Source organism: Rhizobium rhizoryzae (assembly GCF_011046895.1).
Lineage (GTDB): Bacteria > Pseudomonadota > Alphaproteobacteria > Rhizobiales > Rhizobiaceae > Neorhizobium > Neorhizobium rhizoryzae.
The window spans coordinates 3,268,950-3,282,167 of sequence record NZ_CP049250.1 but is presented as its reverse complement, the minus strand read 5'-3'; the positions used below and the strand labels follow the sequence as shown (position 1 = coordinate 3,282,167).

Annotated in this window: 16 protein-coding genes; 13 read left to right on the top strand and 3 right to left on the bottom strand. The window is 59.1% G+C overall.

Features of this window, described 5'->3' with window-relative positions:
• Nucleotides 1–128 precede the first annotated feature (128 nt).
• Entirely contained in the window at nt 129–992 is an 864-nt protein-coding gene (locus tag G6N80_RS21735; RefSeq protein WP_062552888.1) for a VOC family protein, read from the bottom strand.
• A gap of 194 nt (nt 993–1,186) precedes the next feature.
• Here G6N80_RS21735 and G6N80_RS21730 point away from each other — a divergent pair, with 194 nt between their 5' ends.
• The 6 genes from G6N80_RS21730 to G6N80_RS21705 all read left to right on the top strand — a co-directional run bounded on the left by G6N80_RS21730 (nt 1,187) and on the right by G6N80_RS21705 (nt 4,135).
• Nucleotides 1,187–1,597: a universal stress protein gene (locus G6N80_RS21730; protein WP_165136756.1), complete on the top strand. Its 411-nt coding sequence runs from the start codon at nt 1,187–1,189 to the stop codon at nt 1,595–1,597.
• Between the two features lie 14 nt (nt 1,598–1,611).
• Entirely contained in the window at nt 1,612–1,932 is a 321-nt protein-coding gene (locus tag G6N80_RS21725; RefSeq protein WP_062552887.1) for a TraR/DksA family transcriptional regulator, read from the top strand.
• Between the two features lie 319 nt (nt 1,933–2,251).
• Nucleotides 2,252–2,920 (top strand): PAQR family membrane homeostasis protein TrhA, encoded by a 669-nt coding sequence (gene trhA / locus G6N80_RS21720; protein WP_062552886.1) that lies wholly within the window; start codon nt 2,252–2,254, stop codon nt 2,918–2,920.
• Nucleotides 2,921–2,968: 48 nt separating this feature from the next.
• A complete protein-coding gene (locus G6N80_RS21715; protein ID WP_165136753.1) occupies nt 2,969–3,247 on the top strand; it encodes a BrnT family toxin in 279 nt (92 codons plus the stop codon).
• Nucleotides 3,231–3,548 carry a BrnA antitoxin family protein gene (locus G6N80_RS21710; RefSeq protein ID WP_165136750.1) on the top strand — a complete coding sequence of 106 codons (318 nt, stop codon included), beginning with the start codon at nt 3,231–3,233 and terminating at the stop codon, nt 3,546–3,548. Before G6N80_RS21715 ends, G6N80_RS21710 begins: the two co-directional genes overlap by 17 nt.
• 68 nt (nt 3,549–3,616) lie before the next feature.
• Nucleotides 3,617–4,135: a GNAT family N-acetyltransferase gene (locus tag G6N80_RS21705; protein WP_062552885.1), complete on the top strand. Its 519-nt coding sequence runs from the start codon at nt 3,617–3,619 to the stop codon at nt 4,133–4,135.
• Between the two features lie 281 nt (nt 4,136–4,416).
• Here the strand turns inward: G6N80_RS21705 and G6N80_RS21700 are convergent, their stop codons facing one another.
• A complete protein-coding gene (locus tag G6N80_RS21700; protein ID WP_165136747.1) occupies nt 4,417–4,878 on the bottom strand; it encodes a protein kinase in 462 nt (153 codons plus the stop codon).
• Between the two features lie 1,567 nt (nt 4,879–6,445).
• A complete protein-coding gene (msrB, locus tag G6N80_RS21695; protein ID WP_062552883.1) occupies nt 6,446–6,850 on the bottom strand; it encodes a peptide-methionine (R)-S-oxide reductase MsrB in 405 nt (134 codons plus the stop codon).
• A gap of 200 nt (nt 6,851–7,050) precedes the next feature.
• Between msrB and G6N80_RS21690 the strand changes: the two genes are divergently transcribed.
• From G6N80_RS21690 to mnhG, 7 genes are read left to right on the top strand one after another with little or no spacing between them, the layout of a single operon-like run.
• Nucleotides 7,051–9,408 (top strand): putative monovalent cation/H+ antiporter subunit A, encoded by a 2,358-nt coding sequence (locus G6N80_RS21690; RefSeq protein WP_165136744.1) that lies wholly within the window; start codon nt 7,051–7,053, stop codon nt 9,406–9,408.
• A complete protein-coding gene (locus G6N80_RS21685; protein ID WP_062552882.1) occupies nt 9,405–9,824 on the top strand; it encodes a Na+/H+ antiporter subunit B in 420 nt (139 codons plus the stop codon). Before G6N80_RS21690 ends, G6N80_RS21685 begins: the two co-directional genes overlap by 4 nt.
• Nucleotides 9,824–10,201 (top strand): Na+/H+ antiporter subunit C, encoded by a 378-nt coding sequence (locus tag G6N80_RS21680; protein ID WP_062552881.1) that lies wholly within the window; start codon nt 9,824–9,826, stop codon nt 10,199–10,201. The genes G6N80_RS21685 and G6N80_RS21680 overlap by 1 nt, the downstream gene beginning before the upstream one ends.
• A 9-nt stretch (nt 10,202–10,210) precedes the next feature.
• The gene (locus G6N80_RS21675) at nt 10,211–11,779 is read left to right on the top strand and encodes a Na+/H+ antiporter subunit D (protein ID WP_165136741.1); all 1,569 of its coding nucleotides are present in this window, start codon (nt 10,211–10,213) and stop codon (nt 11,777–11,779) included.
• On the top strand, nt 11,776–12,249 hold the full coding sequence (locus tag G6N80_RS21670) for a Na+/H+ antiporter subunit E (RefSeq protein WP_062552879.1): 474 nt from the start codon (nt 11,776–11,778) through the stop codon (nt 12,247–12,249). The genes G6N80_RS21675 and G6N80_RS21670 overlap by 4 nt, the downstream gene beginning before the upstream one ends.
• Nucleotides 12,249–12,602: a cation:proton antiporter gene (locus G6N80_RS21665; RefSeq protein ID WP_062552878.1), complete on the top strand. Its 354-nt coding sequence runs from the start codon at nt 12,249–12,251 to the stop codon at nt 12,600–12,602. Before G6N80_RS21670 ends, G6N80_RS21665 begins: the two co-directional genes overlap by 1 nt.
• Nucleotides 12,602–12,955 (top strand): monovalent cation/H(+) antiporter subunit G, encoded by a 354-nt coding sequence (gene mnhG / locus G6N80_RS21660; protein ID WP_062552877.1) that lies wholly within the window; start codon nt 12,602–12,604, stop codon nt 12,953–12,955. The genes G6N80_RS21665 and mnhG overlap by 1 nt, the downstream gene beginning before the upstream one ends.
• Nucleotides 12,956–13,218: the final 263 nt, after the last annotated feature.

Genomic DNA, 13,218 nt, shown 5'->3' with positions numbered 1-13,218 from the left:
CGTCGAGAAGGGCAGGTCGGTAACCGCGATTCGATCTCCCCCCTTGAGGGGGAGATGTCCGGCAGGACAGAGGGGGGTGTTGAAAGGGATCGATCAAGACTGGGACATGCCATGTCTTGCGGTTACCCTTAAGCCACGAGATTGAGCCCGATGCCCCAAGGGTCTTTCAGCGCCCAGCCGGAGGCCGTCTTCCGGGTGGCAATTTCCAGTTTTTCAAGCGCAGCCAGAGCCTTTGTCAAAGCCGCCTCATCGGCAAAACGCAGGGTGTAATCGGAAAGGCCGCTCATCGCATCCTGTCGAGCCGCCGCCCCTCGGCTGTTCCAGATATTGGCCGCCACATGATGGTGATAGCCACCCGTGGCAAAGAAGCTGGCACCCGGATAGCGCGCCATGATCTTCAGGCCCAGAACGTCGCGGTAGAAGACATCGGCTTCCGGAATATTGCCCACCTGCAGGTGAATGTGGCCAATGGCCGTACCAGCCGCCATGCCGGCGAAACGCTCCTGGGGTGCGCTGTCGTAAAGCGCCTGGAGATCGAGCCGATCGGTTGCCATTTCGACCGTGCCATCGTCGTGATAGGTCCATTCCAACGGCGAGCGATCCCGATAGATCTCGATGCCGTTGCCCTCCGGATCAGACAGATAGATTGCCTCGCTGACGAGATGGTCGGATGCGCCCTCTAAACGGATACCGCTATGAGCGGCATGTGCCAGCCAGGCGGCAAGCTCCCGGCGGTTGGGCACCAGAAAAGCGGTGTGAAAAAGCCCGGCTGCATTGCGTGGCGCAGCCTTCACCTGCCCACCCGTGGAAAGCGTGAGAAGCGGTGTGCCATGGGCACCGAGAACCACGCCGCTCGTGTTCTTCTCCAGCACCGACAGGCCAATTGCCTGCTGGTAATATCCGCTCACAAGGTCCAGATCGCGCACCACCAGATGCGCCGCATCCACATGCGCGGGTCGGGTCAATGCAAAGGGCAGGGTCGTATCGGACATCGGATAAGCCTTGGGCCGTGTTCAAGATGACCTGAATATGCGCGCACGCGTGCGTTCAAGAAAGATGGTTGGTTGGCGAAACTTCGTTCACCAATAACGAACGATGATCGGCTGTCCGGAGTTTGATTTCCATCAAGGCGCCTCCTGCTTTCAGGCCCGAGAATGGGTTCATCAAATCTCGGGAGATCACGCACATGTACGCATCCATCGTCGTCGCCATCGATATCGCCCAGCTGGACCGTGGCGAGCAAATTCTGAAGAAAGCCGTCGCGCTTCTCGATCAGGGTGGCAAGATCGCTCTCATCAACGTGGTGGAAGAACTGCCGAGCTATCTGGCCATTGATGTTCCCACGGATCTTCTGGGGTCGGCGCGGCAGGAAGCAACGGCGAAGCTTCAGGACCTGCGCGAACGTGTGGGCACCTCAGCCAGCATCGATGTGCGCACGGGCGCACCGGCCCACGAAATTCTGGCCGCAGCGCAGGCTTATAGCGCAGATCTCATCGTGCTTGCCTCGCACAAGCCGGACTTCTCCAACTATCTCATCGGTGCGACGGCGGACCGCGTCGTGCGCCATGCCAAGTGCTCGGTTCTCGTAGACCGCTGATCAGGAGGCCCCCAATGGATACGCAACATTACCAGCAGGTGCTCGAAGCGCGCCGCAACGAACTCGACCGCCGTCTGCACAAGATCGAGGCGGACCTCGATCAGCCCGGCAATCCCGATGATGACGACCGGGCAATCGAGCGCAACAATGACGAGGTGCTCGAAGGTCTGGGTGAGGCGGGTCAGAAGGAGCTTGCCTCCATAGAGGCAGCCCTTGCCCGCATCGAGGCTGGAACCTTCGGTGCCTGCGCCAAATGCGGCGAGCCGATCAGCGAGGCGCGCCTTGCAGCGGTTCCGCATGCGGCGCTCTGCTGTACCTGCATGAAAGAGCAGTGAAAAACGGGAACGACGGCCCTGTTTACATCAAGCTGCTTTTAGACGTCTGAACACCCTATTCCGTCATGCTCGGGCTTGTCCCGAGCATCTACAGCCGCGTGATTTTATTGAACGTCAGCAGATCCTCGGCAGAAGGCCGAGGATGGCGCCGTGTGGCAGGGAAGCTTTGTCCAGATGGGGAGAAACTGACGCTACCGTCAGTTTTGACGATGTTTGAACGCGCATGACACAAAGTGATGCGCGTCTTCATATTTCCTCCGTTGCATCATTTTATGCTCTTCGGCATCTTGAGGGCTGATTTGAAGAGTGTTGGGACGATATGACGGAACTGTTCGCCTTCGGGCGCAGATATGATTTTCATGAAATCGTGGCCGATGGCGTGGTGCACGGCATTGGCATCGTGCTGGCCCTGATCGGGGTCACCGCGCTGATTTTCTATGCAACGCTGTGGGCAAGCCATGGCGAACTGGCTGCCGCCTGGGTCTATGGCATCGGCCTGCTGCTCTGTCTGTCCGTGTCCTTCACCTACAATATCTGGCCGCACACGCGCACCAAATGGATATTGCGCCGGTTCGATCACTCAGCAATTTTCGTTTTGATTGCAGCGACTTATACGCCGTTCCTGCAAAAGGGCGCGAATGATCCGCTGATCTTCGGCATGCTGATCTTTGTCTGGGCGGTGGCGGCACTCGGCATCACGCTGAAATGTGTCTTTCCGGGGCGGTATGACCGGCTCGCCATCCTGCTCTATCTCGGCATGGGCTGGAGCGGCATCGTGGTCGTGGCACCCCTGTCTGAGCTTTTGCCGTCCATCACGCTGTGGCTTATCGTCATTGGCGGCGTCATCTATTCGCTCGGCGTCATCTTCCATGTGTGGGAACGCCTGCGTTTCCAGAATGCCATCTGGCACGGCTTCGTCATCTCCGCCGCCATGGTGCATTATTCTGCAGTGCTCACCTGCTTCAGCCTCACGCCCGCAAGCGCGTGAGGCCTTTGCCAAATTTCATTTGATCAGTAATTTTTTGTATGTACAATAATGCTCAAGATAGTTTGGGACGAGCGCAAGCGTCTCGTCAATCTCGAAAAACACGGTCTCGATTTCGAGGACGTTATCGATTTTGAGTGGAGTTCCGCCAAGATCGTGCAAGGGACAACGGACGATTTCGGTCGTCGTCGTCTTAAGGCGATCGGGCGTTTCAGAGACGGTACGACTGTAGTAATTTTTGCACATCTTGGCACGGAGGCGATTTCCATTATCAGCTTTCGGCACGCAGGTTCGCGGGAAAGGGTCTGGTACAATGGTTACGACACCTGATCGATCAAATCACTTCGTCGAAGGGCGAGGGTATAGCCAAGCTGACTGGGACAGTGTCGACTCCGCGCCTCTGACAGAAGAAGAGCTTGAGGCTATGCGTCCTGCACGCGAAGTTCTCCCTGCTCAGTTTTTTGAGGCGCTCGATCTTGCACGCAAACGCAGGGGCCGGCCCGTTTCTGATAGTCCCAAGATCGCCGTGACCCTTCGTGTCGACGCTGATGTTCTTGAAGAATATCGCAAGCAAGGGAAGGGCTGGCAGACGAAGATGAACGAAGTCCTTCGCAAAGCAGCAGGCCTCTGAGATCCGCTGGACGCGTCCCCACATCATCTGATAAGCGAGACGAAACGTTTATCATAGTGGACAACCCCATGAGTGCTGCGCCCGTCATCCGAGAGGCCACCGAGGCCGATATTCCCGCCATCCTTGCCATCTATAACGATGCCGTGGCGAACACGACGGCCATCTGGAACGATAACCTGGTCGATCTCGAAAACCGGCGCCAGTGGTATGCGGTGCGCAAGGCCAAGGGGTTCCCTGTTCTGGTCGCAGACCGTGACGGGGAGGTCGCCGGTTATGCGGCCTATGGCGAATGGCGCGCCTTCGAAGGCTTTCGCCATACGGTCGAACACTCGGTCTACGTGCACAATCAGCATCGCGGCGCGGGCATCGGTCGGCTGCTGATGACGGAACTGGTGGAGCGCGCGAAAGCGGGTGGCATCCACGTCATGGTCGGCTGTATCGAGGCGGAAAACAAGGCCTCCATCCGCCTGCATGAGGCGCTGGGCTTCCGCCATGTCGGAACCTTTGCGCAGGTCGGCGTGAAGTTTGGTCGCTGGCTGGATCTCACCTGCATGGAACTGAGAACCGGCAGCGGCGATCCGGGCTGAGCGTTTGGAACGCAAGGCGGAGGCCCGAGAGTTTGGCGCGATGCTGAACCCGCCTTCTGCCTTGTCAGGCATCTCCCCCTTGAAGCGGGGGAGATCGGCAAAACGGTTGACGCTCGCTCATCATCTCCTGTCGAGGAAATCTTCCTGCATAATCAAAGCAAAGCTTGGGGACGAAGGGCCAACCACGAGTCGATCTCCCCCCTTGAGAGGGAGATGTCCGGCAGGACAGAGGGGGGTTAGGTCTAGGAGAGGTTCGTGCCTTTGAAAAATCGTGAAACGCCTTAATCGCCATCCTGCCGGTCAAGGATATCTCGCGCCCGACGCAGCGCCTCTTCCGGGCTGCTGCCGCGATGATACTCGTCCGTGATGATCCGGCGAAGCCGGGATTTCAGGTCTGATTGTCCGTCCTCGCCCTGGGTTGCTGTAGGCGCGGGAAGAGAGCGAGTTCCGCCGGAACGCAACCCGCTCTGAAGATCGTTGCGCAGATCGATCAATGCGCCGAGCACCTGCTCGCCAACTGGCTCCCCCGGTGCATAGGCCGCAGGCGGTCGATGAATGGCACCTGTGCCCAAGCCTGTGGCCATGCCTATGCCCAAGCCTTTGACCTGAAGACGATACCACAGTTGAAGAGCAAGAATGCCAATCAAGCTTGCGGGCGGCGTGAGGATTGTCAGCGCCTTGATCCAGTCGGATGATGCCTGCCACGTATCCAGCAGGTCGGCCCAGAAATTGTAATCCGGCATTCCCTCTATCTCCCCAAAATCACCTCGCAAGACGAAGCGACCACCGGAGGCGAGAACCTCTGGTGGCCGGGGAGCTAGAAAAATCGTAGTAGAACGACCGCCCTGACCTTTAAGCCGAAGCTCTGGACATAGTCAGAACCTCCCCGACCATAGAGACTGGTGGGAAGTGGATCTTATAGACATAAGACCACCGCCTCAGCCACGAACCTATGGCTGAGGGGTGTCATTTTAACGGTCGACACCGACCGTCTACCACGGAGTTTTCTAGGCTCCGGGAAAGGCCCGTTACCGCCCTTCCTGCCACAACCATAGGATATACGCGCTCAGCGTGAAAATGAATTTTCCTGACAGCGGGTGCTCGCCAGTTGCAGAACACACGGCGGCTCGAGGCGTAAATTTGTCGATCTGCTTGGGGCCGTAGACCGCTTTGTCGAACCGACCGGAAGACCGGTTGCCAGTTTGTTGACCAAGGGCTTGCCCCACATTTCCGTCATGCTCGGGCTTGTCCCGAGCATCTGCCACCGCTTGATTGTATTGGACGTCAGTAGATCCTCGGCACAAGGCCGAGGATGACGTCGCGGGGCGTAGGCAAGATTGTCACCGGTCGAAAGTGACCGGAAGACCGATCGCCAGTTTGTTGACGAAGGGCTTGCCCCACATTTCCGTCATGCTCGGGCTTGTCCCGAGCATCTGCCACCGCTTGATTGTATTGGACGTCAGTAGATCCTCGGCACAAGGCCGAGGATGACGTCGCGGGGCGTAGGCAAGATTGTCACCGGTCGAAAGTGACCGGAAGACCGGTCGCCAGTTTGTTGATGAAGGGCTTGCCCCACATTTCCGTCATGCTCGGGCTTGTCCCGAGCATCTACAACCGTTTGATTGTATTGGACGTCAGCAGATCCTCGGCCCACGGCCGAGGATGACGTCGCGGGGCGTAGGCAAGATTGTCACCGGTCGAAAGTGACCGGAAGACCGATCGCCAGTTTGTTGACGAAGGGCTTGCCCCACATTTCCGTCATGCTCGGGCTTGTCCCGAGCATCTGCAACCGCTTGATCTTATTGGACGTCAGCAGATCCTCGGCACAAGGCCGAGGATGACGTCGCGGGGCGTAGGCAAGATTGTCACCGGTCGAAAGTGACCGGAAGACCGATCGCCAGTTTGTTGACGAAGGGCTTGCCCCACATTTCCGTCATGCTCGGGCTTGTCCCGAGCATCTGCCACCGCTTGATTGTATTGGACGTCAGTAGATCCTCGGCACAAGGCCGAGGATGACGTCGCGGGGCGTAGGCAAGATTGTCACCGGTCGAAAGTGACCGGAAGACCGGTCGCCAGTTTGTTGATGAAGGGCTTGCCCCACATTTCCGTCATGCTCGGGCTTGTCCCGAGCATCTGCCACCGCTTGATTGTATTGGACGTCAGTAGATCCTCGGCACAAGGCCGAGGATGACGTCGCGGGGCGTAGGCAAGATTGTCACCAGCCAAAAGCGCCCGGAAGACCGGTCGCATCGCTATCGAAAATGTCATTCGGCCCAAGTACAGGCAATGGTCGCTCCCGGCACGACCGGTTCACACCGGCTCGAACACCATGGAATGGCCGTTGATGCAGTAGCGCAGGCCGGTCGGTGGCGGACCATCGGGGAAGACATGGCCGAGGTGCCCGTCGCAAGATGCGCAGCGGATCTCGATCCGCACCATGCCATGCGAGGTGTCGCGCAGTTCACGCACGGCATCGGGCTTCACCGGCTCGAAATAGCTCGGCCAGCCGCAGCCGGAATCAAACTTTGTATCGGAGAGAAATAGCGGCTCATCACACCCGGCGCAGCGATAAAGTCCCGTGTCCTTGGAATTCCAGTAGGGGCCGGTAAAGGCGCGTTCTGTACCCTGCTGCCGCAGAATGCGATATTGCTCGGGCGTCAGCTGCTCGCGCCATTCGGCATCGCTCTTTTCGACTTTCGTCTTGACGTCGCTCATGGGTTTCTCCTTCTCTTTGTCCCTAAGATAAGAAGGTAAAGGGCGATCACAAAGACGCCAGACGGGTGTTTTTTGCCTAAAATCATTGAGCCAGCTGTTTTGTTGCCGTAAGAAGTCTGCTCCCGACCCGAGGGATTCTCGTCAATAGTGTGCCGTCCGGCGCATGCATCGCAGCAATTTCCAGAAAGGAAGCACACACAGTGATCACCCTGTTTTGTCTCCTGCTTCCCTTGCTAGCCGCCGTCGTTGCTTCGCCATTGACCCGGAAGTTCGGACACAATTCTGCGTGGATTCTGGCGCTGGCGCCCGCCTGTTCGTTTTTCTACTTCGCCTCCCATCTGCCGGAGATAGCCAATGGTGAGGTCGTCACGGGTGGCTATGCCTGGGTGCCGAGCCTCAACCTGTCCTTTTCGTGGTTCATCGATGGGCTTTCGCTCACCTTCGCGCTGCTGATCACCGGCATCGGCACGCTGATCGTGCTCTATGCGGGCGGTTACATGAAGGGCCATCCGCAGCAGGGGCGCTTCTTTGCCTTCATCCTGCTGTTCATGGGCTCCATGCTGGGCGTGGTCGTGTCGGATAGCTTCCTCATGCTGTTCGTCTATTGGGAGCTGACATCGATCACCTCCTTCCTGCTGATCGGCTTTGATCACACGCGGGAAGCAGCACGGCGTTCGGCCCTGCAGGCGCTGGTCATCACTGGCGGCGGCGGTCTTCTGCTGCTGGCGGGCCTGCTGTTTCTCTGGAACATCAGCGGCATTACCCAGCTGTCGCTCCTCATCCATGGCGGTGATCTGGTGCGCGAAAGCCCGTTTTATCTCGCGGCACTGCTGCTCATTCTGGGCGGCTGCTTCACGAAGTCGGCGCAGTTTCCGTTTCACGCCTGGCTTCCCAATGCCATGGAAGCGCCAACACCGGTTTCCGCCTATCTGCATTCGGCAACCATGGTGAAGGCGGGTGTCTATCTTCTGATGCGGCTCAACCCGGTTCTGGGGCAAACACCCGCCTGGGAAATCCTCTTGCCCTTCTTCGGCGGTATCACGCTGATTGTGGGAACCTTCCTGTCGCTGCGGCAGACGGATCTGAAGCTGATGCTGGCCTATACAACCATGGCCTCGCTCGGCCTTCTGGTCATGCTGACGGGCTTTGATACGGAGCATGCCATTTCCGCCGCCGTGCTGTATCTCGTGGCGCATTCCCTGTTCAAGGGCGCGTTGTTCATGGTGGCGGGTATTGTCGATCACGAGGCAGGCACACGCGATGTCACGCGGCTTGGCGGTCTGCGCTCGGCCATGCCCATTACCTTTGGAGCCGCGCTTCTGGCTGCCCTTTCCATGGGTGGTCTGCCGCTGTTCTTCGGCTTTCTCGCCAAGGAAGAGATCTACTACGCACTTGCGGGCGGCAATCCTCGCGCCATCCTGTTCACCGCTGTTGCCGTTGTCGGCAATGCCCTGATGTTTGCCATTGCCTTCGCCGTGGCGCTGAAACCCTTCCTCGGCAAGCCGGTGAAGACGCCGAAGCACGCGCATGAGGGTCCGGTTCTGCTGTGGCTTGGCCCGGTCGTGCTGGCGGGCCTTGGCCTTCTCGCGGGCCTGTTTTCCTCAACCGCCCATCGCTTCATTTCGTCACCCATGGCCAGCGCCATTGAGGACAAGCCGGTTCAGGTGACGATGTCCACCGTGCCGCATCTGGGCGTGCCGCTTCTGCTCTCCGTCGTCACCGTGGCGCTCGGCGCACTCGTCTTCTGGCGGCTGGCTCAGGCGCGCTTGCTGATGACGAAATTCATCGATGCGCTGGGACCGGGACCGGACCGCGCGTTCGATGCCTTCATTGCCGGTCTGGTGAAATTCTCCGCGGCCGTCACCCGTTTCGTGCAGCCGGGGCGGATGGATGTCTACGTGACGGCCACCTTCGTTCTGGTTGCCGTAACCCTCCTTGTTCCGCCCATCGTCTATGGCGAGCTTCCGGCGCTGCCGGCATGGCCTGCCGATGTCATGCTGCATGAATGGGTCTTTCTTGCCATTGCCGCCATCGGTGTCGTTGCCGTGCTCACGGCCAGCAACCGCCTCACGGCCATCGTCGCGCTCGGCATTCAGGGCTTTGCCGTCGCCGTTCTCTTCCTGCTGTTTGGTGCGCCGGATCTCTCCTTCACCCAGTTCATGGTCGAAACGCTGTCCGTCGTCATTCTTGCGCTGGTCATGGCGCGGTTGCGGCTGATGCCCTCCGATCATCGCCCGCTCCTTCAGAGGCTGGGGGATGGGACGGTCGCCGTCGCCTGCGGTCTGGGCTTCATGCTGTTGTTGCTGAAGGCAACGCAAGGCACGTTCAACAACAGCCTGACGGAATTCTTCAACGCCTATTCCAAGGTCATCGCCCACGGCGCCAATGTGGTTAACGTCATCATCGTCGATTTCCGCGGCACGGATACGCTGGGTGAAATCGCGGTGGTCATGATCACCGGCCTTGCCATCCTGGCGCTGATCCGCATCCGCACCGGTTCCTCCACCCTCAAGCCGCGCGACAACGATCCCGATGCACCGGAAGGAGAAGGCGCATGAACACGCTGATTTTCCGCACTGTCGCCCCATTCCTGACGGCGCTGATGATTGTGTTTTCGATCTTCGTGCTTCTGCGCGGCCATAACGAACCGGGCGGCGGCTTCATCGGCGGGCTCATCGCGGCATCGGCTTTCGCGATCTACGGCATCGCCTATGGCGTGGCGGCGGTGCGTCGCGCGCTGTGGTTCCATCCGCTGTCGATAGCCGGGGCAGGGCTGATGCTTGCGGTCGTCTCGGGCCTTATTTCGGCTTTCGCTGGCGTGCCCTTCATGACGGGTCTGTGGATCTATCCGCATCTCTTCGGCGTGGAAGTGCCGCTCGCCACCGTCATGTCCTTCGATATCGGCGTCTATCTCGTCGTCGTCGGGTCCATCACCTCCATTGCGCTTGCTCTGGAAGAAAAGGATGATGCGTGATGGAAACACTCTTCGCGGTACTTGTCGGCATCCTGTTTTCCGCTGCCATCTATCTCATGCTGTCAAAGCAGTCCGTGCGCGTGCTGCTTGGCATCGCGCTGCTCGGCAATGCGGTCAATCTGCTGCTGTTCACCTCGGGCAGGCTGACGCGGGAAGTGCCGCCCATCATTGCAGCGGGGCTGGATGCGCTGCCGGGTAACACGGCCAATCCGTTGCCGCAGGCGCTCATCCTCACGGCCATCGTGATTTCCTTTTCCTTCTTCGCCTTCCTGCTGGTGTTGACCTACCGCGCCTTTCAGGAACTCGGCACGGACAATACAGACGAGATGCGTCTGGCCGAACCGAAGAACGAACCCATGCCACCAACCGGTTATTGAGGACGGACCATGGCCTCTCCATCCTCTTTGTCTGTCGATCTGTCGCAAGCCTTCGTCATGGCTCCTCCGGGCCTTGGCGAGTGGCTCGTCATCCTGCCGCCCGCGCTGATGATCACCGCAGGCGCTCTTCTGATGATGATGCGCCACCGCGTTGATCGCCACGGCTTCATTGCCATCCCGGCGCTTGTGGCTCTGGTGCTCATTGATGCAGCGCTGCTGTGGAAGGTTTCCACCGGCGGTCCTGTAACCATGATGATGGGGCGCTGGCTGCCACCCTTCGGCATCGCCTTCACGGTGGATGTGCTGGGGGCGCTGATGGCGCTTGTCTCAGCCCTTGCGGGCCTGGCGGCGGGTATTGCGGCACTGACGGATATCAGCGATAGCGGCCGCCGCTACGGCTTCTTCCCGTTCCTGATGCTGCTGATGGCCGGCGTTTCCGGCGCCTTCCTGACCGGAGACATCTTCAACCTCTACGTCTGGTTCGAAGTGCTGCTCATCTCGTCCTTCGGTCTGCTGATTCTGGGGTCTGAAAAGCAGCAGATCGATGGTGCGCTGAAATACGCCGTTCTCAACCTGATCGGCACCACGCTGTTCCTCATCTCGGTCGGCTATCTCTATGCCATCTTCGGCACGCTCAACATGGCGGATATCGCGCTGAAGGCGCGGGAGATCAACGGTGCGCCGCTGATGACGCTGTCGGCCCTGTTCATTCTCGCCTTCGCCATGAAGGCGGCGGCCTTCCCGGTCAATTTCTGGCTGCCCGCCTCCTATCACACGCCGCGCATCACGGTGTCGGCGCTTTTCGGCGGGCTGCTGACGAAGATCGGCATCTATGCGCTGCTGCGCGTCATGGTCATGCTGTTTCCGGTGCAGCGGGAAGAGTTGAGTCTCGTGCTGGCGATTGTTGCGGTCCTCACCATGGTCCTGTCCGGACTTGGCATGCTGGCCCAGAACGATCTTCGCCGCATGGCAGGCTTCGCCGTCATCCTCGGCATCGGCAACATGCTGGCAGGCATAGCAACCGGCACCATGGTCGGCCTGTCCGGTGCCGTGCTCTATGCGCTGCATTCCATTCTGGCCATGACTGCGCTCTATCTCGTAATCGGCCGGGTGAAGGCGCTGACCGGTTCCTGGACGCTGTCGGCGGGCGGCGGTATTTATAGCATGGCGCCCGGCTTTGCCTTCGTATCGCTGGCGCTGTTCCTGGCGGTGGCAGGTTTACCGCCATTCTCCGGTCTCTGGCCGAAGATCATGCTGGTCAAGGCATCGGTGGATATCGGTGCCTGGTGGCTCGCGGCGGGCATTCTCATCTCCGGCTTTCTAGCCACCATCGCGCTTGGCCGCACCTTTCTTCTGGCCTACTGGCGGCCTGCTCCGGAGAGCGCTGCCTCTGTTATCGCTGGACCGCTCACGCAGGACCGGCTGGCCGCTGTCGCCATTCTGGGACTGGCGGCTCTCATCGTGCTGTTCGGCCTGTTTCCCGAAGCGCCATTGTCCCTGTCGCAACAGGCAGCGACCGGTCTACTCGACCCTCAGTCATATGTCCGTTCGGTCTTCCCGCAAGGAGGTGCGCAATGACGGCGCTTGGCCTCAACCTGCTTCTCGCCGTCTTGTGGATTGCCGTCAGCGGCAGCGCCACCTTTGTCAACTTCCTGTTCGGGTTTCTGGTGTCTGCGCTTGCCATCGGCTTGATCCGCGAACAGGCGGAAGGCGTCAGCTATCTGCGGCGTGTTCGCTTCATCCTGTCCTTGACGATCCTCTTCTTCAAGGAACTGGCGCTATCGGCCTGGAAGGTCGCAACCCTCGTCCTGCGGCGGGATATGGACCTGAAGCCCGGCATCTTCGCCTTTCCGCTGACGGTGGATCGCGATTTCGAGATCACGCTGCTTGCCAACCTCATCACGCTGACGCCGGGCACGCTGTCGGTCGATGTGTCGGAGGATCGCCGCACACTCTATGTCCACGCGATTGATTGCTCGGACCCGGAAGGAACGAAGCGGGATATCGCCGAAGGGTTTGAGCGCAAGATCATGGAGGCGTTCCGCTGATGATGGCAGCAACTCTGTTCAATTTCGCAGTATGGCTGGGTCTGGCGATCTTGAGTGTCGCCTTTCTTCTGACGGTCTATCGGGTGGTGAAGGGGCCGACGCTTGCCGACCGCGTTGTCGCACTGGATATGCTGGTTGGCATCGTCATCGGCTTCATCGCCATCATTGCGGTGAAAACCGGCTTCACGCTCTATATCGACATCGCGATTGCACTCGGTCTCGTCGGCTTTCTGGCAACGGTTGCCTTCGCCCGCTTCATCCTGTCGCGCCAGACGGCGGACGAAGAGGGCGACAAGGCAGACGGGGCACGGGCAGAAACGGCCTCGCACACTGATACAAGAAGGGTGCGCTGATGGCCGACCTCATCAACTCCCTGTTTTTGCTGGCTGTTGGGGCCATCGTTGTTGCGGGAAGCCTGTTTTCGCTGATCGCGGCAATCGGTCTCAATCGGTTGCCGGATGTGTTCACGCGCATGCATGCAGCCTCGAAGGCGGGAACGGTGGGCTCCGGTCTTCTGCTGCTTGCGGCAGGCCTTCACGCAGGCGAACTGTCCATCCTCTTTCGCGCGCTTGCCGGGTTCCTGTTTTTCATTCTCACGGCGCCCATTTCGGCACATCTTCTGGCCCGCGCCGCGCATGAGGTTGGCTACAGGTTGCATGAAAAAACAGTGATGGACGAATTGCGGCGCGACAGACCTCTTGAATAACGTTGTTACCGTTCCAAATAGAGGGACCCTTTGCGCTGCATCGCTTTGGTCAGTAAATACTATAGCCTCTTTATTGAGCCAGATCAGAATAAACACATGCAAATTGTATTTGGACTTTGTTCGGAACGGTGTTATTCGCATTGATGCAGAGTACGAATATTGACGTCCGCTTCGCTCACCCGGCAATCTGCCACTTCCAAGATCTGTATTCATGGTTGTGGCCGTTCTAGTGTTTGTTGAGTCTTGCGGAATGCCAAGTAATC